We start from the raw sequence: 20,590 nt of genomic DNA, 5'->3' as shown, positions 1-20,590 counted from the left end.
GCGGCTTATGCCTGGACGACAAGCGCTCCTTCGTTGCGTCGATCCCGGACGGCGGATGCCGACTCCCCGAGATCCCAAAATATGCCGGCCATGACCTGCAGCGCCTCACGCGCGACGCTTCCAAGCAGGTGTTCGTTCGGGGCGTGTTGCGAGCAGGCGCCGTACGAGTGCGGAATCCAGATCGTCGGAAGGCCCAGCACCTCGGAAAAGACGTCGTTGGGCAGCGACCCGCCAAGATTCGGAAGCAAATCCGGATGCTTGCCGGTCGTCCGCTCGATCGAATCGAGCGCCCATGCGACCCACGGATCTTCCGGGGGCAGGCGCGTGGCGCCCATTCGCTCGCCGATTGCCACCTCGACCCGGTCGAACCCGCACGCGTCGAGGTGACGCCGCAGCACTTCTTCGATGCGCTCGCCATCCGTACCGACGACGTATCTGAGTTGGCAATGCGCGTGCGCAACGGGCGGAATCGCGCCGACCGGGCTGGTCGGGTTACCGGTGGTAAAGGCCAGTACTTCAAGCGCGTTCCATGCGTAGACACGCTCCTGGGCCGTCAAACCAGCTTCGCCCCAATCGGCATCGACATGAGGATCGTTGGGCCCGCCACCGACGCTGATATTCTTCAGCGCAGTTCGTACCGCGGCCGGAATATACGTCGGCAGCAGCGCGTCGACGAGGATCCGCCCGCGCCGGTCGACGAGTGACGCAATCGCGTTCGCGAGTACGGTTCCGGCATTGCCGAGCGCCCCTCCCCAATTTCCGGAATGATGGGCGCCCGACCGGAGCCGGACGGAAAGCGTGAAGTTGACGAACCCGCGCGACCCGAGAAAAACACACGGCACGTTCGCTCTGGCCCGCGGGCCATCCGACGCGATCAGAACGTCGGCTGCGAGAAGGTCCTTGTTCTGCTCGCAGACTGCACGTAGCCCGGGCGATCCGGTCTCTTCTCCCATCTCGAGCAGCAGCGTCGCATTGAAGCCCAGCCGTCGATTCCTGGCCTCGATGACTTGCTCCAGCGCGGCCAGGTTGATCGTGTGTTGCCCTTTGTTGTCCGCCGTGCCGCGCCCGAACCATCGGTCTCCTTCGACCGTAACGTTCCAGGGCGACATCCGGTCCTTCCACTGTCCGTCATAGCCGCGGACGACATCGCCGTGCCCGTACATCAGGATCGTCGGAAGCGCGGGCTCCTCGATACGCGTCGCAATCAGGAACGGCGCGCTCTCCTCGACCGGGTTCTCGACGATACGAGACTCAAAACCCATACGGTCGATCGATGGGGCGATCTCGTCGACGAGGTAGGCGCGAAGCTCGCCGGCCCTTCCGGAATCCTGACTTTCCGTCATCATGTGGACGCGCCGCGCGAGATCTTTCAGGAATCCCCCCGAATCGAAATATGTTGTGGCAGAGTCGATTGCTTGGTGGCGCGTCATGGTGATCCTCGCGAGTATCGTGGAAGAGCGGTTTGTTCAACCTTGATGGATCAAGCGTACGGAGCCAAAACGCGCACTACAATTGACTTTTTTGCGTGCCCTGCTTTCCAATAACGCAAACTTGGCGGCCGTCATGCACAACGCTGCACTCCGATACTTCCTTGCCGTTGCCAACACCGGTTCGCTGAGCGAGGCGTCCGAGAAGCTGCACGTTTCGATCTCGGCGATCAGCCGTCAGATTACGAAGCTCGAGGAGGAGGTTGGCTGCCCGCTGTTCGAGCGTCAGGCGCGGGGCATGGTCCCCAACAAGGCCGGGGAGTTGTTGGCTGCGCATGTCCGACGAACCCTGCTCGAAGGTCAGCAGGTGATCGAGGAGATCAAGGCGCTGAACTCGTTCGATCGGAGCACGATCCGCGTCTCGACGTCGGAGGCGTTTGCGCGAGATGTTCTCCCTCGCGCCATCACGCAATTTCTGGAAAAGTCGCCCGGCACCACTTTCGAGGTGGCAGTGACTGCGCCGAGCGAGGTGACGGCACACGTCCGGAGCGGCGAAGCGGATATCGGCCTGACTTTTGGTGTCGTACGAGAGCCGGAGATCAACGTCGAGTACACGCAGAGCGCGCCTATTTGCGCGGTCATGCCGCGTTCTCACGCGCTGGCCGGTCGTGCGACGGTATCGATGGCCGAGTTGCGGAGTTTTCCGATTGCGCTGCTTGACCGCGGCACGACGATCCGTCGGCTTTTCGATACGACGGCGAGCCTGGAGAATCTTCTCTTCGAGCCCGTCCTGACCTGCAACAACTCGAGCACCCTGTATGCATTCACTCGAATGTCGGGGGTCGTGTCCTTGACGAGCCGCCTGACGGTGCAGGCGCGTCTGGCGACGGACGGCCTGGTAGCGATACCGATCGATCATCCGGGCATGTCGTTGCGTGCGGTCCAGATCCAGACCCTGACCGGAAGAGTGTTGTCGACCGTATTGACCGACTTCATTGGCGAATTGGTGAAGCAATTGCATACGACCGACTAGGTACGTGGCGACTTCGTACCGGTGTCACACCAGTCCCGAACACCACGACCTGGGCAACAAAGAAACCACGACCCTGAGCAGAACCACCTTTGCCGTCCGCCCAAGGACGTGCCTTTCTTTTGGTTACTTTTCTTTGGAAGACAAAGAAAAGTAACCGCCGCCCCGCGCAGGGGCGACGCTAGCAGACCGATAGCAAAACTGTTGTCACCACCATTCCCAAATCCCACGACCTGCGGCAACAAAGAAACCACGCCCCTGAGCAGGACCACCTTTGCCGTCCGCCCAAGGACGCGCCTTTCTTTTGGTTACTTTTCTTTGGAAGACAAAGAAAAGTGACCGCTGCCCCGCGCAGGGGCGACGCTAGCAGACCGATAGCAAAACTGTTGTCACCACCATTCCCAAATCCCACGACCTGCGGCAACAAAGAAACCACGCCCCTGAGCAGAACCTCCTTTGCCGTCCGCCCAAGGACGCGCCTTTCTTTTGGTTACTTTTCTTTGGAAGACAAAGAAAAGTGACCGCCGCCCCGCGCAGGGGCGACACTAATAGACCGATAGCAAAACAGGTTCAACGACAAGCGTACGAAGCGCGCCTAAAACAACGACCCACGCACATATTCAACCGGTATCCCACCGTTAGTGCGCCACCAACCCGACGACATTAGAAGCACCCGATTGCTCGCGAACCTCATTCCCCGCCCCCTGCCCCTCCAAGGCCCGCAGGCTTGCCTGCACGACAGCTTGGGCGTCCACCTCAAAATACCGCCGCAACTGCGCCCGCGAATCACTCCGACCAAACCCATCGGTCCCGAGCGTGACATACCGCCGCCCTTCGGGAATATACGCACGCACCATTTCCGGAAGCGCTTTCACGTAGTCGGACGCAGCGACAATCGGCCCAACCGTCGCACTCAGCTGGCGAGCAATCCACGCCTCCCCGATATCGCCAGACCCAAGCCGCCATTCCCGCTCGCATTGCGCGCCATCGCGCCCCAGCTCGACATAGCTGGTAACACTCCAGACGTCGGCAGACACTCCATGTACCCGTTCGAGTTCGTCCGCCGCCTTGAGCACCTCCCCCATGATCGCGCCGCTGCCGAACAACTGAACCCGCCTCTGAAAGCGGCCGCCCTGTCGAAACAGATACATGCCTTTCACGATCCCTTCACGCGACGCATCATCAATACTAGGTTGCGCGACGTTCTCATTAGTGACGGTGACGTAATAGAACTCGTCGTGCGCATCGACCAGCATGCGCCGCAACCCATAGTCGACCAACACCGCCAGCTCACCGGCAAACGACGGATCGTACGCCCGACACGTCGGTATCGTCGACGCGAGCAGATGACTCGAGCCATCCTGATGCTGCAATCCTTCCCCGCCGAGCGTCGTGCGACCTGACGTGGCGCCAATGAGGAACCCCCTGGCTCGCTGATCAGCCGCCGCCCAGATCAAATCGCCGATACGCTGAAACCCGAACATGCTGTAGTAAATATAGAACGGCATCATCGGAACACCGTGCACGGCGTAGCTCGTCGCAGCGGCCGTCCACGACGAGATGGCCCCTGCCTCCGTGATGCCTTCCTCGAGAATTTGCCCATCGGACGCTTCACGATACGAGAGCATCGACGAATTGTCTTCCGGATCGTACAACTGCCCGAACGGCGCGTAGATTCCGACCTGTCGAAAAAGATTCGCCATGCCAAACGTTCGGGCCTCGTCCGCCACGATCGGAACCAATCGCGGGCCAAGGTTGGCGTCCTTGAGCAGCGCACCGAGTTGCCTGACGAAGGCGGTCGTCGAACTCATGACCTTTCCGTCCGCATTCAGGGAGAAGCCCGCGACGCTCGCCAGTTCGGGCACCACCAGTCGCTCGGATGCCGCACGTCGCCGAGGCAGATAGCCGCCAAGCGTCTCGCGACGCTCCCGCAAGTACCGCAGCTCGTCGCTATCGTGCGGCGGCCGATAAAACCGCGCTTCCGCTGCCGCTTCGTCGGAAAGCGGCAGCGCGAATCGATCCCGAAATGCGATCAGGTCGTCCCGCTCCAGCTTTTTCTGCTGATGCGTCGTCATGCGCCCCTGCGCGATCGTGCCCATGCCATAGCCCTTCATGGTCTTGGCAAGCACAACCGACGGTCGACCATTCCTGACCGACGCCGCGGCAAAGGCGGCATGGATTTTCACGGGATCGTGCCCGCCGCGCCGAAGCATCGCGATGTCGTCGTCGGACAACGAATCCACCAGCGCTCGCAGTTCCGGCGTCCGGCTGAAGAACGTCTCGCGATTGAATGCGCCGTCATTAGCCGACAACGTCTGAAAATCGCCATCGACGGTATTCGCGAAAGCGCGTTCGAGCACACCCTCATGATCGCGGCCGAGCAACGCATCCCACTCGGAGCCCCAGATGCATTTGATGACGTTCCATCCGGCGCCGGCGAACAACGCCTCGAGCTCGTCGATGACCCGGCCGTTGCCGCGAACCGGCCCATCCAGTCGCTGGAGATTGCAGTTGATCACGAATATGCAGTTGTCGAGCCGCTCGCGAGCCGCGAGTGTCAACGCGGCGATCGACTCGGGCTCGTCCATTTCTCCATCGCCGAAAAAACCCCACACGCGACGCTCGCCGTGCACCTTCAAGCCGCGATTTTCCATGTACCGCATGAACCGCGCCTGATAAATGGCGTTGAGCGGCCCGAGCCCCATCGATCCGGTTGGGAACTGCCAGAAGTCCGGCATCAAGAAGGGATGAGGATAGGAACTCAATCCCCGGATGCCGCGCGCCTCCGCCACGATCTCCTGGCGATAATGGGACAGCGATTCTTCCGACAGTCGTCCCTCGAGAAACGCGCGAGCGTAGACGCCCGGCGCAGAGTGTGCCTGGAAGAACACCAGATCGCCGCCGTGCACCGCATCCGGGCCGCGAAAAAAATGCTGGAAACCGACCTCGAACAGATCCGCGGCGGAAGCATAGCTGGCAATGTGTCCGCCCAGTTCCCCCTGCGCACGGTTCGCGCGGACCACCATCGCGAGCGCGTTCCACCGTATCAACGCCGCGATCCGCCGCTCGATGTGCAGATCGCCCGGATAGGCCGGCTGCTCGTCGGGCGCCACGGTATTGACGTACGGCGTGACCAACGGCGGCCGCCACCCGACGCGACGGGCCTGTGCATGCGCCAACAACGAATCGAGAAGATGGCGTGCACGTGCGTTGCCTTGATCGCCGCCCCACGCATGCAACACGCCATCGAGCGCGTCGCACCATTCCCGGAGTTCCTCCGGGTCGGGATCCGTCATCGTGCTGGTCGAAAGTCGATTCTGCATGTCCATACTTGGCACCCCGAATTGGCGATATGCACGCGCGTTCCGACTCTGACTCTAGTTGCAGCCGGAACGCGGCCCACCCTCAACCGTTCTTGAACAGGAAGCTGTAGGCGTTCAATGCGGGGACGCCGCCGAGGTGCGCATACAAGACCCGGGACCCTTCCGGAAACTCGCCCCGGCGCACCCTGTCGATCATCCCGTGCATCGACTTGCCTTCGTAAACCGGGTCGGTCAACATCCCCTCGGTCTTCGCGCACAGTCGAATCGCTTCGAGCGTCCCTTCCGACGGAAGGCCGTATTCAGGGCCGCCGTAGCGCGTGTCCAGCACCACGTCCGCGTCCTCGATCGGCCGCTCGAGTTCCACGAGGTCGGCGGTCTGGCGCGCGATGCGAAGAATCTGCTCGCGCGTCTGCTCGGGTTTGGCCGACGCATCGATACCGATCACGCGATCCGCGCGTCCATCCGCCGCGAACCCGACGACCATGCCGGCCTGCGTGCTTCCGGTCACCGAACACACGACGATGTAGTCGAACTTGAATCCGAGTTCAGTTTCCTGGGCGCGCACTTCCTCCGCGAAACCGACGAACCCCAGGCCACCCAGCCGATGCTCGGAACAACCGGCGGGGATCGGATACGGCTTCCCGCCCGCGTTGCGAACGCTCTCCAGCGCCTGTTCCCAGCTCGGGCGAATGCCGATATCGAAGCCGTCGCTCACCAGCCGAACGTCGGCGCCCATCATGCGGGACATCTGAATGTTGCCGACGCGGTCATACACCGCGTCCGAGTAGTTGACCCAGTTTTCTTGAACCAGCACGCATTTCAGGCCAAGATGAGCCGCGACTGCCGCGACCTGACGTGTCTGGTTCGACTGGATGCCGCCAATCGATACCAGCGTGTCGGCGCCGCTCGCCAGCACGTCCGGCACGATGTACTCGAGCTTGCGGGTCTTGTTGCCGCCGAACGCGAGGCCGCTGTTGCAGTCTTCGCGTTTTGCATAGAGATGCACTTTGCCGCCCAGTTCCTTGCTGAGGCGCGGCAACTCATGAATGGGGGTGGGTCCGAAGGTCAGCTTGTGGCGGGGAAAGCGATCGAGGTTCACGGAGGTTCTCCGAAAGGTGGGCGGTGGGTTCGGACGCCTGTCGTCAGGGCGACCGGGCACGAAGAAATTCTAGTGAAATACCCTCGAAACGTGGTTGCAAACATATTCGCTCCTCCGTGCTTTGAAATACAATTTTCCCCACCTCCACGAACGCAAATTTTTCCGAATCGATGAAATCGACAACAAAATTGCTCGACAAATCGCGCGCGGCTGACGCGAGCCACGTCGAACTTGACCGTACGGACAAAGCGATCCTGCGCGCCCTTCAGAAGGACGCGTCGATCTCGAACGTCGCGCTGGCCGCGAAGGTGAATTTGAGTGCGCCGGCCTGTTTGCGCCGCGTCGAACGGCTCAAGAGCCTGGGTTTGATCCGAGGAATCGTCGCGTTGCTCAACGCGCCGGCCCTCGACGCGGGCATGGTCGTGATCATCGGGGTCGTGCTGGATCGATCGACCCCCGAATCCTTTGCCGCGTTTGAAAAGGCGGCGCAGAACGTATCCGGCTGCATGGAATGCCACGTGGTGACCGGCGAGTTCGACTACTTCATGATGCTGCGCACGCGCGACAGCGAAAGCTTCAACCGGCTCCATGCCGAGCAACTGCTTTATCTGCCCGGCGTGCGTCAGATCCGGACTTTCATGGTGCTCAAACAGGTTTTTTCTTCGACGCAGATCGCCATATAGCGGCTGAGACGGGCGGGCCGTCTCCTGTGCACGCCGGAACGCACCGGCGACAATCGCGCGGAAGCGGCGAAGCGGCTCGGCATGAGCCGCCGGTCTCCGTATACGCGCATGGCGAGCCTCGACATCGGATAGCGTCGGATTTCCGGACGCGCGTGTCCGGGCGCGTTGACACTCCTGCTGCCGCGTTGCCGGCAATCTGTAGAGTGCTTGCGACAACATTCATCCGCGCTTGAAGCGCGGCGAAACGACATGCGTGCATGACGTCGTCGTCACCCGCAACCTCGATACCGTCGCCCTGCCTTTCCCTGAACATCCTGCGGCAAACTGCTTCGATCGACGAAAGCATCGCCGCACGAGCGGCTCGGCGCCCGCTCGCGTCGGCTTCCGGCGAAGCACCGAAACCGAGCCCGTCAGTGCGCGAGCGCGCGACCGATCCTGAATACCCCGACCGCCTCGCGCAGCGTGGTTGCCTGCTGCGCCATCGCCTGCGCGGCCGCCGATGCCTGCTCCACGAGCGCCGCGTTCTGCTGCGTGACCGAGTCCATCTGGCCCACGGCGACGTTGACCTGCTCGATGCCCGTTCCCTGTTCGCCCGACGCCGATGCGATTTCACTCATGATGTCGGTCACTCGCCGCACGGACAGCACGATATCCGACATGGTCGTGCCCGCGCGTTCGACCTGCTGCGACCCTTGCGCCACGCTCTCCACCGAACCCGTGATGAGGTCCTTGACTTCCTTGGCCGCGTTCGCGCTGCGTTGCGCCAACGTGCGCACTTCGCCGGCCACCACCGCAAATCCGCGCCCCTGCTCGCCCGCACGCGCGGCCTCGACTGCCGCGTTCAGCGCGAGGATGTTCGTCTGGAACGCAATCCCTTCGATCACGGCAATGATTTCGGCCACTTTGCCCGAACTGCTCGAAATCGCGCGCATGGAGTCGACCACCTGGTTCACCACTTCGCCACCGCGCATCGCGACCTCGCAGGCACTGCCCGCAAGCGCATTCGCCTGCCTGGCGTTTTCCGTATTCTGACGAACCGTCGCGGTCAACTGCTCCATGCTGGCCGCCGTTTCCTCGAGCGAAGCCGCCTGCTCTTCCGTTCGCTGCGAAAGATCCAGATTCCCCTGCGCGATTTCGCCGGCCGAAGTCGTGATCGATTCCGCGGTCGACTGAATTTCCGACACGATGCCGCTCAGTTGCCGCCGCATCGATTCGAGCGACGCCATCAGGCTGCCGCGATCGTTCGGCGCGACCGGCACGGGTGCTTCGAGATTGCCTTCGGCAATACGCTCGGCCACGATCGCGGCGTCGGCGGGCTCGCCGCCGAGCGACCGCATGATGCCGCGCGTGATGACGGTTCCGAGCACGATCGACAGGATGACGGTGATGACGCCTGCTGCCGCGAGCGTCAACTTGGTCAACGCGGTCAAGCTCGCCACGTCCCCTGAACGCTGATCGAGCAGCGACTGCTCGGCCTCGTTCAGTTCGTTGGCCACGGCTCGATAGCGATCCATGAACTGCTTGTCGTCGCCCTGCTTGAAGTAGTCGATCAGCACGTTGGCAGGCTGCGCACCGGCATTGACGTCACGCCGCATGGCGATCAGCTTGTCGTCGATCTCCGCGACCTTCCGATGCATGTCGCGCAGTGTCTCGAGACGACGCTGTTGCGTTGCATTGTCCGCAGTAAGGCTGCGCACGACATCGAACGACGTGGCGAACTGCTTGAGGCCGGCCTTATAGGGCTCCAGAAACCGGTCATCCCCCGAGGCCACGTAGCCGCGCACCCCCGTCTCCATGTTGACCATGCTGGTCAGCATGTCGTCGTTCGCTCGCAGCACCTGGTAACTATGAACGTTCCAGCCATTCGCCTGATTCAGCTTCAGGAAATTGACGATCGAGATCGCGCTGCCGATCAACGATATGAGTACGACGATACCGAATGCTGCGCCCAGCTTCCTGCCGACTGTCATGGAGCCCATGCTTGCTTCCCCCCGTGTGTTGTTGTTCGTTATGTCGGCACGCAAGCAACCTTACTGTAATGTACGCACTCCCCGCCGGAAGAGACATTTCGCAAGATGGCCGGCCATATCGGTCGGCTTGCCCCGACACGCAGCCGCATCGGGTGACTCTCCGTCCTCGCAAACGATCAAGGGCGTATTATCTTTTTATCGGTTGCTGCGAAAAATATTACGTCGGACGTGATGAAGGCGACACGCGGTTGCTCAGTGCGCCGCGGTTCGCGAGCGCCGGACGAAACGGCGCGACCGACACCAGCCGGCCAGCGCCGCCAACTCACGCGTTACCGCTCGCTCGAGCCGACGCGGTCGACCCATCCCCGGTAGAACGCGCGGTACTTGAGCACGATCTTGTCGTACTTGCTGTACGCGCCGCCGCCGTCCGGCTTCATCCCGTTCCAGATCTTGACGTCGTACCCCGCGGCCTGCCTCGTCTGGAGTCCGAACAGCACGTAGTCGGTCGCGCGCCGCAGGACGCCGCCCACCTTCCTGATCGAGATCAGCATGTGCATGACGTTCTTGCCGTCGCTCACCGGCGTCACGCACTGGAGCAGCTTGTACTTGACGTCGCCGTCCAGCGCGACGGTCATCACGCACCCGCCGGGGTAGCCGTCGAAGTGCAGGTTCATCTGCGACATGTTCAGGCCCAGCGCGCGCGACAGCATGCCGAGGGGCCCGAAGTACCGGTTTACGGTGAAGTCGATCCCGGCGCCGAACCACGCGCTCGCCCGCGCCAGCGACTCGACCTCCGGCCACTCGCGCCAATCGTCGAAGAGCTTGAGCTCGAAGGCCGAGACCGGGAGCGCGTGGACGGGGGTCGCGTGCTGCGCGTCGTAGAAGTTCTCGACGATCCGCAACACCGCCGTCGTCGTCTCGAACGCGAAGTGCAGATGCATGAAGTCGCCGTTGTCGACGTCGGCCGCGGCGATCTCGGGCAGCGGGTGCAGCGGCTGCGGGGAGCCGTACCAGACCCACACGTAGCCGTACCGCTCCACGGTGACCCACGTCGGCTGGCGCGCCCCGCGCGGCACCGGCTCCAGCCGGTGCACCGCCGCGCTGTGGCCGGGTATGTGCACGCACTGGCCGTGCTCGTCGTACCGCCAGTGGTGAAACGGGCACTGGATGCACCCATCCTTGATCTGCCCGTCGGCCAGGTTCGCGCCAAGATGCGCGCAGTGGCGGTCCATCACCACGGCGCGGCCCGTCGTGCCGCGCCACGCGACGCACGGGCGGCCGAAGAGCGTCAACGCGGTCGGCTTGTCCTTGAGGTCGTCCGAACGCATCGCGACGTACCAGCTCGCGGCCACGCGCGTGGTCGCGTCATACGCCGCCGACGGATGCTCGCTGGCACGCACTTGATTCAATTGAACGTCGTCTATCATTTTCATTCCGGGGTCGGTCGACTACTTCAGCGCCAGGCCGATGCGGGTCGTGACGTACGCCCTGAGCAGCGCGAACATCGGGTTGTAGTCGAAGTACCGCTTCACCTCCGCCGGCGCGCTGGTCTGCGTCCAGTGCAGCAGCTTCATCGCCGGCAGCAGGCTGTACTTCGAGTTGTTGAGCTGCGGTTTGGCGCCGGTGATGCAATACCCGAATCCGAACATCGGCTTCGCGAATTCGCGTTCGTCGATGAGGGCGTGAATCCGCGCCGCGGCCTCCCCGGCCGGCTTGAGCCCGGCGCTCACGGCCTCGACCTCGGCCTTGGCGTCGTTGAACAACTGGTAGTACCCCTCCATGTCCGCGCACAGATACCCGAGGTACGGCGGATCGTCGTCGAGATGATCGAGGGCGCGCTCGTCGCGCGACGCGCGGAACCTCGCATGCGCTTGCACGAGCCGGAACTGCCCGAGGATCGTGCCGACCGCCCACAGCCTGTGGAACGCGTCCCACAGGCGGAAGTCCGAGAACGCCGTATAGCAGCAGCTGACGAAGTCGTCGTTGTGGTCCAGCAGCTTCTGCTGCAAGCGCTCGATGTACTCGAAGCGTTCGGGGGAGAAGTCGTCGTCGCGCAGCGCCTTGATCAGGCGCGCCGCGAGCGCGTGGATCGTCACCGCGGTGTTCTCGAGCCCACGGGAGAACAGCGGATCGATGAACCCGTTCGCGTGCAGCATCAGGCAGTAGCGGTCGCCGACGCACGCGCGCGACGAGAACTGCAGACGGTCGGTCTTGACCCAGTCGCGCACCGGCACGGCATCCCGGAACTGCGCCGCGATGCTCGGGAACCGTGCGAGGAATTCGTTGAATTCCTGCTGCGCGGGGATGTCCGTTTTCGGGTAGATACGCGGGTCGAGCTGCAGGCCGACACTCACCAGGTTGTTGGTCGACCGCGGATGGTTGTTGAACGGAATCACCCAGAGCCAGCCGCCCTCGAACATGTGGTGCAAGGTTCCCTCGTGCCAACGCCAGCGCTGCCCCTTGACCTTGAAGATGTCGTCGAACGGCTTGACCCCGAGCATGTGCGTGTAGAGGCTGCGCGAGTGCGTCTTGAAGCGGCACGGCTCTTCGCGCAGCCCGAACTTGGTCGCGAGTGGCGCGCGCGGGCCGCCGCAGTCGATCATGTACCGGCCGGTGAAGCGTTCGCCCTGGGCGGTGGCCACCGCGACGCCGTCCTGGTCGGCATGGTATTCGGTCACGCTCGTCTTCTGGCGAACCGTGCAGCCGTACTTGATGGCGGCTTGCAACAGGTACGCGTCGACGTCCTGCCGGTAATAGTGGCTCTCCGGCCCCCACGGCAGCTCGGGAATCACGCATTGCGTGAACTCCTTCGGGTCGTGCTCCTCGCCGGGCTTATGGAACACGAAGCCGAAGTTGCGCTTGATGCCCGTGCTCGACGCGACGTAACGCTGCGTCGCATAGAACGACGTGATGTGGTCGAGCTCCGGAATGCCGTAGCGATCGGCGATGATGCGGTTCATCAGCGACGTCTCGGGGATCGACGATTCGCCGATCGTGAAGCGCGGATGCGACGATTCCTCGATGATCAACACGCGAAACCGTTGCTTGGCCAGGATGGCCCCCATCTGCGTGCCCGACATGCCCGAGCCGAGGATGATCACGTCGTAGTGGTTGTTGTCGCGCCCGTTCGCGGGGCTCTGCTGAGTCATGGGGCAAACTCTCCTGGTGAGATGGAACACATGGCCGCCACCCGCGTCGCGCCGTTAGCGCGCGTCGAGCGCGGCGCGAACGCGTGACCGTGCCGCGCGGGTGAGCGTGAGCAGATCGCCGAGCATGCTGGGCGCGTACCCGCCGCTGCCGATCGTAGGGCCGCTTCGCCCGACTTCGTATGCACGCTCGGCCAATTTGCCGTGCGGCGCGCGAAAGCGCAGCAGAACCTCGAATACGCGGTCGAGGGCCGCCAACCCGGCCTCGACCGGCTCGCCCCGCGCACGGGCCGCTTGCGCTTCGCCGAGCACGCGGTCGACGAGCGCCGGCCGCCCGGCGAACCGCGCGTAGATCGCCCTGAACGCGGGAAGCACGTAGGGCAGGTACGTCTCCTTGAATTCCCGATAACCCTGGTGGTCCGATTGCGCGCCCCACAGCACGTGCTCCAGCACGAAGAGGGGCATTTCCACGGCACCGGGGCCGAGGTAGCTTTGGCCGTCGACTCGAATCGGTTCGTAGTACGGACGAAGCTCGTCGTAGAATACCTGCACCGAGATGAAGCGATACGCATAGACGATCGAGTCGACCATTTTTTGCAGATAGTCCGCCAGCGCGTCGCATCCTTGCGCGAACGCGGGTGAGCGCAGCGGCACGTCGGTCAGCTCGACGGTCAACGCGATGGCCGCCTCGAGCGCCGCCATCGAGATGCGCACGCTCTCGAGCAGGTGCGCTTCGTCGCGCAGCCCGGTGTAGCTGCGCTGCGCGTCGGCCGCCGCGGGGTTCCAGACCGTCACGTGCAGCAGCGTCTCGCGCGGCGGCAGGTCGGTCGCGCGCGCCAGGTCGAGCAGCACCGGCTCGAGCCCGGGCACCGCATCCACGGGCTCGTGTCCGTGCCGCTTGAGCGATCCCAGGAAAAAACCGATGTCCCGCATCGCGGCGGCGGCTTCGACGAAGCCCCAGCCCGAGGGCACGCCGCGCGCCGGGAGGAACTCGCGCAACAGCGCGACGATGCCGGGCACGTCCTGTCGACGGTTCAGGCCCGGCAGACGCAGGACGAGCGCGCGCGCCTGCAGCGGGTCGCAGGCCGCCACGGCAGCGTGCGTGGCCGCGATCGCGCGCACCCGGTCCGGGGCGCGGTCCACTACAGGATCTCCGGCGTCGCGAGCGTCGGCCCGGGCTGGCTGCGGGACAGTCCCGCATCGCCCGCGCGCAGCGAGCGCAGGTAATCGTAGTTCGTCGGCAGGGTCGCTCGCAGACGCTCGGCCTCGCGCCGGATCCGCGCGAACATCGCGTCGGCCTTGTCGACCGACTCCGGCCGGTGCCGCAAGAGCGGCAGCGACTGGTCGGGCAGCAGCCCCAGGCCGGCAAAAATGCAGTAGTAGTTTCCGTTCAGCCAGAAGTTCTTGAATTCGTAGTCGAAGGTGTCGTAGTACGTGGAATCGTCGAACGACGTGGTGGTCAGCGGCAGCCCCGCCTTGTAGCGTTCGACCTTCTCCTTGATCGCGTCCGACAGCCGCAGGTCGTGCCGGTTCGCGCGCCAGAACGCGGTGTCGTCGCGGGACGTGGTGAAATAGTGCGCCTGCACGAAATCCCGGCAGTCGTCGAACATGTAGACGATTTCGGCGTTGAATGCGTCGGCCAACCGCGGGTCGAACGACGTATCGGGGAAGTGCTTCACGAGCTGGTAAAGCGCCGCGTAGATGAAGTAGATGCCCGTCGATTCCAGCGGCTCCAGAAAACACGACGACAGCCCGATCGCGACGCAGTTGTTGACCCACGCGCGCCTGTTGCGCCCGACCCGGAACTTGATCTGGTTGAGCGGCTGCTTGTCAGAGAGCCCCCAAAGGTCGAGGAAGTCGGCGGTGGCCTGATCGCGCGACGTGAACTTGCTCGAGAACACATAGCCGCTGCCGAACCGGCCCAGCATCGGGATCTTCCAGGTCCACCCCGAGTTCATCGCGATCGCCGACGTGTACGGCTCGATCCCGTCGCGCGCGTCGTCGGCGGGCACGGCGCTGGCGACCGCGCTGTCGCACAGCAGGTAGTCGGACATGTCGATGAAGGGCTCCTTCAGCGCCTGGTTGATCAGGAGCCCGCGCATGCCGGAGCAGTCGATGAACAGGTCCGCTTCCAGCGTGCGCCCTTCCTTGGTGGACAGGCTGGAGATGTAGCCGCGATCGTTCAGGTGAACCTGCTCGACCTCGTCGACGATGCGCTTCACCCCGCGTTCGGTGGCCCAGCGCTTCAGGAAGTCGGCCACCAGGTGCGCGTCGAAGTGCCACGCATGGGACATCTGGCGGGTGCCGTCGGCCAGGCACGGCGCCAGCTTGGCGTCGAGCGCCTCGGTCTGCGGGTAGCACGCGTATTCCATCGGCTGCTGGAAGCCCTGTTCGCGCTTGCGCAGCCAGTAGTGGGTCAGCGGCACGCCGTCGCAGTTCGGCACGTTGCCGAACAAATGGTAAAAGTGATCGCCGCGCGAACCATCGGGAGACTTCCGCCAGTTCACGAACCTGATCGCGGATTTGAACGCGCCGTTCACCTGGGGCATCCACTCGCGCTCCGGTATCCCGAGGAAGTCGAAGAACACCTTCTGCAAACTCGGGATGGTCGCCTCGCCCACGCCGATGCGGGGGATCGCCGCGGATTCGACGAGCGTGATGTTCGCGTGGTGCTGGAGCGCCCGGACGAGGTACGAGGCGGACATCCAGCCCGCCGTGCCGCCGCCCACGATGACGATATTCTTGATCGGGTGAGTCATGACACGCTTCCCATAGGACTTGAAACCTGAATGGATAGTGCCACCTTGTCGAATTGAACCGGCAAATCATCCGGTAGCGCGTAATGACGCGCCCGGTCCATCACGACAAATGACACCGAAAAGGCGTAGTGAATCGCAGCGAAGTCAGGCGACAACGCGAAGCCTCCATCGCACGCGGCGGCACACCGCGGAATGGATTCCGCTTCGACAAATTGAATTTACGATACGGTGACTGCTATTAGTGCATTTACAAATTCAGTCTATCTAATTGTTTCCAGGATCGCTGTACCGTGCGCTTGACTGTCCGACACACAATAGCAGCGTTCATGATGGCGCATCTCGAAAAATTTCATATCAATCCCCGGCTGCTCAGAGAAATTCTAAATACCGAAAAATATCGACTAAATACCTCACAACGGTCGATTCAATTTTTTCGAAACAACAAAATTCATTTTTTCATTTGGCGTGCAGGACTCAATAATCCTTTCTTAAAAAAAGATGCGGAATGACAGACTGAATTCACATGAAAGAAACAAAGAATTCACCACTTCAAATACAAAGCTGCCGACCTTTTCGCATTTCGACGATCGTGATCTCGACCCAAAAATAATCCGACTCGCCAGCGGAGAAATTCGTCATCATGTGCCCGAGCGAACACCACGGCCATGCGATGAAGACGGGCAAGTTCACGGAAGCGCAGATCGAACGATCTGTGCATGAAGATCAACCGCTATTTCAGCGGCGCGCCGCTTCGGCCGGACGCGAACCGCGACACTGACGAATCGAGGAGGCCGCGTGCCCATCCAGGAAGCGTTGCTGAAGATGTCGATGTACGTCTCGCTGGTGCTGATCGTGCCGGGGCCGACCAATACGCTGCTGCTGTCGTCCGGATTGAAGGTCGGCCTGCGCGGCACGTGGCCGCTGGTCGTCGCCGAGGCGCTCGGCTATGCGATCGCGATTGCCGTATGGGGATTCTTTCTGTCCACGTTCGCTGCCGGCCGGCCCTGGCTTTACGACGTGGTCAAGCTCGCGAGTTCCGTCTACATCTTTTTCCTCGCGCTCAGGATGTGGACGCATAGCCGCGTGCTGCAGGACGTATCGGTCGCGCCGGTGCGCTTTCGCGACGTGTTCGTCGCGACGATGATGAACCCGAAGGCGCTGCTGTTCTCGAGCACGCTGTTTCCGCTGGAGGCGTTCAGGTCCGCGCACTATTTCGCGTGGGCGCTCGTCGTATTTCTGGTCGTGCTCGCACCGATCGGCGTGGGCTGGTCGTCTCTTGGTGGGCTCCTCACTTCGCAACGCGCGTGGGCCGCCCGCACGTCGACGCTGCTGCGCGGCGCGTCGCTCGTGTTGTTGATGTTCTCCGGCACGCTCGTGTATTCGGTCGTGAACCGCTGACTGGCGCGGCGCCACACGCGACGTCGGCAACGTCAACTTGGCGGCGGCAGGATCGGCCTCGGAATACTTTCGGGCTCGTTACGTTGGCGAGCGTGGCTATCCGTGTCGCGTTGCCAACCTTCGCGCGCACGCAAATGAGTGTCGACACCGCGTGCGGCACTTCATTACGCGCTGCGCTTCGGAAACCTCATCGCTATGACAAGCCCGCCGTCGGCCGCGTTGGAAATCCGCAGCGTGCCGCCGTGATGGCGAACGAGGCGGTGAACGATGGCCAGGCCCAAGCCGCTGTGCGAGGTGCCGCCGCGAGCGGGATCGAGCCGGACAAACGGACGCAGCACGCGGTCGAGATCGGGCTCGGATATGCCGGGTCCGTGGTCCCGCACCACGAGTTCGTAGTGCTCGCCATGCGAGCGCGTGGCAATCTCCACGGGCGGCTCGCCGTAGGTCAGCGCATTTTCGATGAGGTTCGAGAGCGTGCGGTCGATATCGACCGCGGGCAGCATGAAGCCGGGCCCCGCGTGAAGATCGAGCGTGACGAGCGCATCTCGATGCGCTTCGCCGTTCGGACTCGGCGCGTCGGTGTAATCGCGACGGCAATGCGTGTCCACGCTGATCTGCGGCGAACCTTCGGGGATCTCGCGCGCAAAGTCGAGAAACTGCGTGATGACACGCGACATCGACTCGGTATCGCGCAAAAAACCCTCGCGATCGCCACGATCGGTCAGCAGGTCTGCCCGCACCTGCATGCGTGTGATCGGTGTGCGCAGGTCGTGCGCGATACTCGCCAGCATCACGGCGCGCTCGCGCTCGGCCACGGCCAGTTCACCCGCCATGTCGTTAAAGTCGCCGATCAGCTCGCGCAGTTCGCGCGGCCCGCGCTTGCGCACGGGGTTCAGGTGATGGCGTGTGCGATATTCGCGCGCGGCGGCGGCAAGATCGCGAATGGGGCGATTCAGTTGCCAGGCAAGCACGACGGCAACCCCGATGGCGAACACTAGCGTCAACGCCAGCGCCCCGGTGAAACGGCTCATCGGCACCTCGGCTCGCGGCAGCACGATGCCACGTGTGCTGCCTGCTCGAAGCACGCGCAGCGTGCCGTCGTCGTCCATTGCCACGCGGGTGCCCGGCGGCAGCACGTGCCGCAATTGCCGTTCGATGGGCCCGTTCGTGTAGCCGCGAAAGCGCTGCGCGTCGGCGGCCGGCAGTTGCTTCAGGTCCACGAACGCAATACCGAGGGTGTCCGTCACGGACCGCTCGCCCCGGCCGTCCTGCCCGTCCATGCTGGCGGCAGCCTCCACGACGCGCGAAATATGGAAGGCGGCGAGGCTCGCGCGCGTTCGCTCGATCAACAGCAGCGACGTAAGATGAACCAGCACCAGCAGGCCCACCGTGGTGATGACGAGCCGGCCGAACATCGTATCAAGTGGATTCTTCATCGGCCGGGTTGTCCGGAATGAACATGTAGCCGATCCCGCGCACGGTTTGCAGCCGCCGGGGATTGGACGGGTCGTCCTCGATCAGGCGGCGCAGGCGCCATACCGGCACGTCGATGCCGCGCTCGGTCACTTCGGCATCGGGACCATGGAGCAGTTCGATGAGCCGCGTACGCGAAAGCGTTTCCATGGGGTGCGACGCCAGCACCTCGAGCAGCGCGTACTCGCCGCCAGTGAGCTTCACGGGTGTGCCGTCGCACAGCAGCGTGCGCGTCGAGAAATCCAGTTCGAAGCGGCCGAACCGGCACGGGGCGCGCATCTCCCGCGCCGCAGCGGTTCGCGGTGGTCCGTGGCGGCGCAGCACTGCATGGATGCGCGCGAGCAGTTCCTGCGGCATGAACGGCTTGCCCAGATAGTCGTCCGCCCCGAGTTCGAGCCCGAGCACACGGTCCACGCCTTCGGCGCGCGCGGTCAGCATGATGACGGGGATCGTGTCGCCGCTCGCGCGCAGTTGCTTGAGCGCGGTGAGGCCATCCACGCCCGGCATCATGAGGTCCAGCACGATGATGGCCGGCCGCTCGCGCTCCAGCCGCCGCGCGAGATTCGCTGCGTCGTGCAGAACGGAGAACTCGATGCCGCGCTGCTGGAAGAACTTGCGCAGCAGGTCGCGCAGTTCCGCATCGTCGTCGACGAGCAGGACTTGCGGCGCGGAGTCGGGGATGGAAGGTGGGTGCATTTCAGGTATTCAGGGCGGCGTGAGGACGGAATGATGGTAGCCCGGATACGCACTGACTGGCTTTCCGAATATTACTGTGATTTGCGATCGCTAACGGAACCGGCACAAGCGCCGGGCCGCAACGGTATTTCGTACGCCGAACGCCCGATTCTCTTTTCCCTGTCCGGTCGCGTCACCGGACAGTAAGTTTCCGTAAGCACAAAAAAATGCGCGATCGGTAGCGTTACGCCTTGTCCAGCACCGGTACCGCTGAGGTACCCCTGAAGCGTCCGGTGCCGTCCCGTTCTCGCATCGCGCGACATCGCGATGTCCAAACAGGCCAAAGATGAAGACGCCAATTCTCCCGAACCATGCGCACCACCCCATGACGTACAGGCCGCGCCAGCTGTTTGCCGCACTCTCGATACTCGCGATAGTCGGAACCGCCGGCTGCAACAGGCAGAGCGGCGCACCGCCCGGCGGCTCCGCCGCGCAGACCGCACAGGTGGGCGTGCTCTCCCTCGCGCCGCAGCACATCGTCGAAACCACCGAACTCTCCGGCCGCCTTTCCTCGCAGAAGGTCTCCGACGTGCGACCGCAGGTGAGCGGCATCATCCTCAAGCGCCTGTTCGTGGAAGGCAGCGACGTGAAGGCCGGCCAGGTGCTCTATCAGATCGATCCGGCCACCTACCGGGCTGCCTACGACCAGGCGCGCGGCACGCTGGAAAACGCCCGCGCCACGCTGGCCTCGGCGAAGACGAAAGCGGACCGCTACACCGAACTCGTGAAGATCAATGCCGTGAGCAAGCAAGACTACGACGATGCCGTCGCTGCGGTTCGCGAAGACGCCGCGAGCGTCACGGCCGACGAGGCAGCGCTCGAATCCGCGCGCGTGAACCTCGAATACACGCGCGTGCGTGCGCCGATTTCCGGACGCATCGGCGCATCGACCGTGACGGAAGGCGCGCTCGTCACCTCGAGCCAGACCACCGCGCTCGCCACCATCCAGGCGTTCGACCAGATGTATCTCGACGTCACGCGCCCCAGCACGGAATGGCTGAGGCTTCGCAAGGCCTTCGCTTCCGGGCGCCTGAAGAAGACGGGCAGCGACAGCGCCGCCGTCACGCTCGTGATGGAAGACGGCACCGAATACGCCCGCCCCGGCGCGCTGCAGTTCTCCGGCGTCACGGTGGACGCCACCACGGGTTCGGTCACGCTGCGCAGCACGTTCCCGAACCCCGAACGCGAATTGCTGCCCGGCATGTTCGTGCGCGCCCGCCTGCAAGAAGGCGAGAACGACAACGCGATACTCGTGCCGCAGATGGCCGTGACACGCGCGTCGGACGGCAAGGCGAGCGTCTACGTCGTGGATGCGGCCGGCAACGCGCAGCAGGTGCAAGTCACGGCCGACAACGCATTCCGCGACCAATGGATCGTGACCTCAGGCCTGCACACCGGCGACCGCGTGATCGTGAGCGGCCTGCAGGGCGTGCATGCGGGCGCGCCGGTCAAGGTGGCGGCCGATACGCCGCAGACGCAGGCGAACGCGGCATCCACGGCATCCGCGACAGACACGGCCTCGACCGTGTCGGCACAACGCTAGGCGG

General features: G+C 63.5%; 15 protein-coding genes. 5 read left to right on the top strand and 10 right to left on the bottom strand.

The genetic code is table 11. From position 1 onward, the window contains the following. Positions 1-5: 5 nt before the first annotated feature. On the bottom strand, positions 6-1,430 hold the full coding sequence (locus HWX55_RS31135) for a M20 family metallopeptidase (RefSeq protein ID WP_175978493.1): 1,425 nt from the start codon (positions 1,428-1,430) through the stop codon (positions 6-8). Between the two features lie 133 nt (positions 1,431-1,563). On the opposite strand from HWX55_RS31135, the gene HWX55_RS31130 reads away from it, so the two are divergent. Then, entirely contained in the window at positions 1,564-2,460 is an 897-nt protein-coding gene (locus tag HWX55_RS31130; RefSeq protein WP_175978492.1) for a LysR family transcriptional regulator, read from the top strand. 635 nt (positions 2,461-3,095) lie between these two features. Here the strand turns inward: HWX55_RS31130 and mdeB are convergent. Together mdeB and HWX55_RS31120 are read right to left on the bottom strand one after the other, a co-directional pair. Further along, the gene (mdeB, locus tag HWX55_RS31125) at positions 3,096-5,780 is read right to left on the bottom strand and encodes an alpha-ketoglutarate dehydrogenase (protein ID WP_244140682.1); all 2,685 of its coding nucleotides are present in this window, start codon (positions 5,778-5,780) and stop codon (positions 3,096-3,098) included. Positions 5,781-5,862: 82 nt separating this feature from the next. Then, complete coding sequence (locus HWX55_RS31120; protein ID WP_175978490.1) at positions 5,863-6,879, bottom strand: 1-aminocyclopropane-1-carboxylate deaminase; 1,017 nt, start codon at positions 6,877-6,879, stop codon at positions 5,863-5,865. 170 nt (positions 6,880-7,049) lie between these two features. Between HWX55_RS31120 and HWX55_RS31115 the strand changes: the two genes are divergently transcribed. Further along, positions 7,050-7,562 (top strand): Lrp/AsnC ligand binding domain-containing protein, encoded by a 513-nt coding sequence (locus HWX55_RS31115; RefSeq protein ID WP_175978489.1) that lies wholly within the window; start codon positions 7,050-7,052, stop codon positions 7,560-7,562. A 3-nt stretch (positions 7,563-7,565) separates the two neighbouring features. Then, positions 7,566-7,694, top strand: a complete 129-nt coding sequence (locus HWX55_RS36435) for a helix-turn-helix domain-containing protein (protein ID WP_175978521.1) — start codon at positions 7,566-7,568, stop codon at positions 7,692-7,694. A 278-nt stretch (positions 7,695-7,972) separates the two neighbouring features. Here the strand turns inward: HWX55_RS36435 and HWX55_RS31105 are convergent, their stop codons facing one another. The 5 genes from HWX55_RS31105 to HWX55_RS31085 all read right to left on the bottom strand — a co-directional run bounded on the left by HWX55_RS31105 (position 7,973) and on the right by HWX55_RS31085 (position 15,437). Then, positions 7,973-9,541, bottom strand: coding sequence for a methyl-accepting chemotaxis protein (locus tag HWX55_RS31105; protein WP_175978520.1), 1,569 nt, complete (start codon positions 9,539-9,541; stop codon positions 7,973-7,975). A 320-nt stretch (positions 9,542-9,861) separates the two neighbouring features. Beyond that, a complete protein-coding gene (locus tag HWX55_RS31100; RefSeq protein WP_175978519.1) occupies positions 9,862-10,956 on the bottom strand; it encodes a Rieske 2Fe-2S domain-containing protein in 1,095 nt (364 codons plus the stop codon). Between the two features lie 24 nt (positions 10,957-10,980). After that, the gene (locus HWX55_RS31095; protein ID WP_175978488.1) at positions 10,981-12,681 is read right to left on the bottom strand and encodes a tryptophan 7-halogenase; all 1,701 of its coding nucleotides are present in this window, start codon (positions 12,679-12,681) and stop codon (positions 10,981-10,983) included. Between the two features lie 54 nt (positions 12,682-12,735). Next, positions 12,736-13,821, bottom strand: coding sequence for a monodechloroaminopyrrolnitrin synthase PrnB family protein (locus tag HWX55_RS31090; protein WP_175978487.1), 1,086 nt, complete (start codon positions 13,819-13,821; stop codon positions 12,736-12,738). Beyond that, positions 13,821-15,437 (bottom strand): tryptophan halogenase family protein, encoded by a 1,617-nt coding sequence (locus tag HWX55_RS31085; RefSeq protein WP_175978486.1) that lies wholly within the window; start codon positions 15,435-15,437, stop codon positions 13,821-13,823. The genes HWX55_RS31090 and HWX55_RS31085 overlap by 1 nt, the downstream gene beginning before the upstream one ends. 795 nt (positions 15,438-16,232) lie before the next feature. Between HWX55_RS31085 and HWX55_RS31080 the strand changes: the two genes are divergently transcribed. Beyond that, positions 16,233-16,835, top strand: a complete 603-nt coding sequence (locus HWX55_RS31080; protein WP_050014206.1) for a LysE family transporter — start codon at positions 16,233-16,235, stop codon at positions 16,833-16,835. Between the two features lie 164 nt (positions 16,836-16,999). On the opposite strand, the gene HWX55_RS31075 is transcribed toward HWX55_RS31080, so the two are convergent. Together HWX55_RS31075 and HWX55_RS31070 are read right to left on the bottom strand one after the other, a co-directional pair. Beyond that, complete coding sequence (locus HWX55_RS31075) at positions 17,000-18,271, bottom strand: ATP-binding protein (protein ID WP_175978485.1); 1,272 nt, start codon at positions 18,269-18,271, stop codon at positions 17,000-17,002. Further along, a complete protein-coding gene (locus HWX55_RS31070; RefSeq protein ID WP_175978484.1) occupies positions 18,255-19,004 on the bottom strand; it encodes a response regulator in 750 nt (249 codons plus the stop codon). The genes HWX55_RS31075 and HWX55_RS31070 overlap by 17 nt, the downstream gene beginning before the upstream one ends. Positions 19,005-19,329: 325 nt before the next feature. On the opposite strand from HWX55_RS31070, the gene HWX55_RS31065 reads away from it, so the two are divergent. Further along, a complete protein-coding gene (locus HWX55_RS31065; protein ID WP_175978483.1) occupies positions 19,330-20,586 on the top strand; it encodes an efflux RND transporter periplasmic adaptor subunit in 1,257 nt (418 codons plus the stop codon). Positions 20,587-20,590 lie beyond the last annotated feature (4 nt).

Origin of the sequence: Burkholderia sp. BCC1047 (genome assembly GCF_902833155.1) — a bacterium.
Classification (GTDB): domain Bacteria; phylum Pseudomonadota; class Gammaproteobacteria; order Burkholderiales; family Burkholderiaceae; genus Burkholderia; species Burkholderia sola.
Note: the sequence above shows the minus strand (reverse complement) of the source record. Positions and strands in the feature narration are given on the sequence as shown.

Coding starts and splice junctions, on each gene's coding strand:
- mdeB (WP_244140682.1), bottom strand. CDS start 5,780: ATGCAGAATCGACTTTCGACCAGCACGATGACGGATCCCGACCCGGAG.
- HWX55_RS31095 (WP_175978488.1), bottom strand. CDS start 12,681: ATGACTCAGCAGAGCCCCGCGAACGGGCGCGACAACAACCACTACGAC.
- HWX55_RS31065 (WP_175978483.1), top strand. CDS start 19,330: ATGAAGACGCCAATTCTCCCGAACCATGCGCACCACCCCATGACGTAC.
- HWX55_RS31105 (WP_175978520.1), bottom strand. CDS start 9,541: ATGGGCTCCATGACAGTCGGCAGGAAGCTGGGCGCAGCATTCGGTATC.
- HWX55_RS31115 (WP_175978489.1), top strand. CDS start 7,050: ATGAAATCGACAACAAAATTGCTCGACAAATCGCGCGCGGCTGACGCG.
- HWX55_RS31070 (WP_175978484.1), bottom strand. CDS start 19,004: ATGCACCCACCTTCCATCCCCGACTCCGCGCCGCAAGTCCTGCTCGTC.
- HWX55_RS31075 (WP_175978485.1), bottom strand. CDS start 18,271: ATGAAGAATCCACTTGATACGATGTTCGGCCGGCTCGTCATCACCACG.
- HWX55_RS31135 (WP_175978493.1), bottom strand. CDS start 1,430: ATGACGCGCCACCAAGCAATCGACTCTGCCACAACATATTTCGATTCG.
- HWX55_RS31085 (WP_175978486.1), bottom strand. CDS start 15,437: ATGACTCACCCGATCAAGAATATCGTCATCGTGGGCGGCGGCACGGCG.
- HWX55_RS31130 (WP_175978492.1), top strand. CDS start 1,564: ATGCACAACGCTGCACTCCGATACTTCCTTGCCGTTGCCAACACCGGT.